This is a genomic window from Salinicola sp. (assembly GCF_982684285.1).
This window is the reverse complement of record NZ_CEXLVS010000515.1, coordinates 1-1,125: the sequence shown is the minus strand read 5'-3', so window position 1 is coordinate 1,125 and position 1,125 is coordinate 1. Positions and strand designations below refer to the sequence as shown.

The 1,125-nt window shown below is 35.2% G+C and carries 2 protein-coding genes and 1 pseudogene; all 3 read right to left on the bottom strand.

The features are described 5' to 3' along the window. A pseudogene (locus AC3AYF_RS21585) lies at positions 1-171 on the bottom strand (3-isopropylmalate dehydratase small subunit); the annotation flags it as partial. Between the two features lie 16 nt (positions 172-187). After that, positions 188-778, bottom strand: coding sequence for a YceI family protein (locus AC3AYF_RS21580; RefSeq protein ID WP_487780517.1), 591 nt, complete (start codon positions 776-778; stop codon positions 188-190). Then, positions 775-1,125, bottom strand: a 351-nt coding sequence (locus AC3AYF_RS21575) for an OmpA family protein (RefSeq protein ID WP_487780516.1), incomplete at its 5' end; no start/stop codon positions are given. The genes AC3AYF_RS21575 and AC3AYF_RS21580, both read right to left, overlap by 4 nt.

Below are 1,125 nucleotides of genomic sequence, written 5' to 3'. Positions count from 1 at the left end.
ACTCTTCCCTGGCTCACCCAGATCTAAATAACGCCATTCATCAAATAAATTTGGCCCAAAGCCACTACGTTGAATTGATTTTAAAAACTGTTTTGGGATAATGGCATCCGTATCAACATTCGGTCTATCTAATGGGATAACGATACCTTGTACAACAGAAACTTTCTGCATTCTGTTTAAAAACCTCTTAATTTAACGCGTTTAATAGTAGATGGAAATTTACGGGCACAGTGTAACTAATGCTCGGCAGTTTTGCTAATTCTCGTAGCTTTTCAATACCCGATACTAATGAAAAGTCAGCTACATTTATTAATACGGGTTGTGCACTAATCAGCAATAATTTATTTTCACTTAATCTTGTAACGAGTATTTGTAATATGACTTGTTTTTCTTCGCCATGCAAATTCAGCATCCCATCAACTATTAGTAACTTACTTTGTGCGACTGCCAATTCTGTAACATCAGTAATATCCATAGTCCCAGTCAGCTTTGCTTTTGCATAATGTGTAATATCAAATAAAAACGCCCCTAATCGCTTATCGCGCAATTCGATATTTGTATCGACACTTGCCAAATCAATTACAAGCTCAAATTGACCATGCTCATCCAATGTTCCTTGAAATTTATTAAAGGTATGTACTTCTGCCACATGTACTTTTTTAATCGATACAAAGTTTAGTTGTGAATGTTCTAAATCAATTGTCCATGTAGAAGCATAACTATTGAGTGTGAATAAAAGAAAAAACACACTCTTAATTAATGTAAATTTAATATTCATTTTTCATCCTTATCAATAATGGTGATCTCACCTTCAACCACACCTTCATATTCTTTATTAAGCATATCAATAGACTTCGTAACTTCATCAATCACTGTAGATTTTAAAACAATAATTTCTACACGTCGATTTCTAGCTCTATTTTCAGCGTTATCATTAGGCAATAAAGGTTGTGTTGCTGCATAGCCTTCTAATACAAACCGTTCTGGTGGTATTTCACCATTTCGTAATAACTCATGCACTACCGATGTTGCACGCGAAGTCGACAATTCCCAATTTGAACGATAGCGAGGTGTATTAATCGGAATATTATCCGTATGGCCAGCCACGGCAAGTTGACCATTTGT

Excerpts from the sequence above, each read along its gene's own strand:
- AC3AYF_RS21580 (WP_487780517.1), bottom strand. The coding sequence starts at position 778 with ATGAATATTAAATTTACATTAATTAAGAGTGTGTTTTTTCTTTTATTC.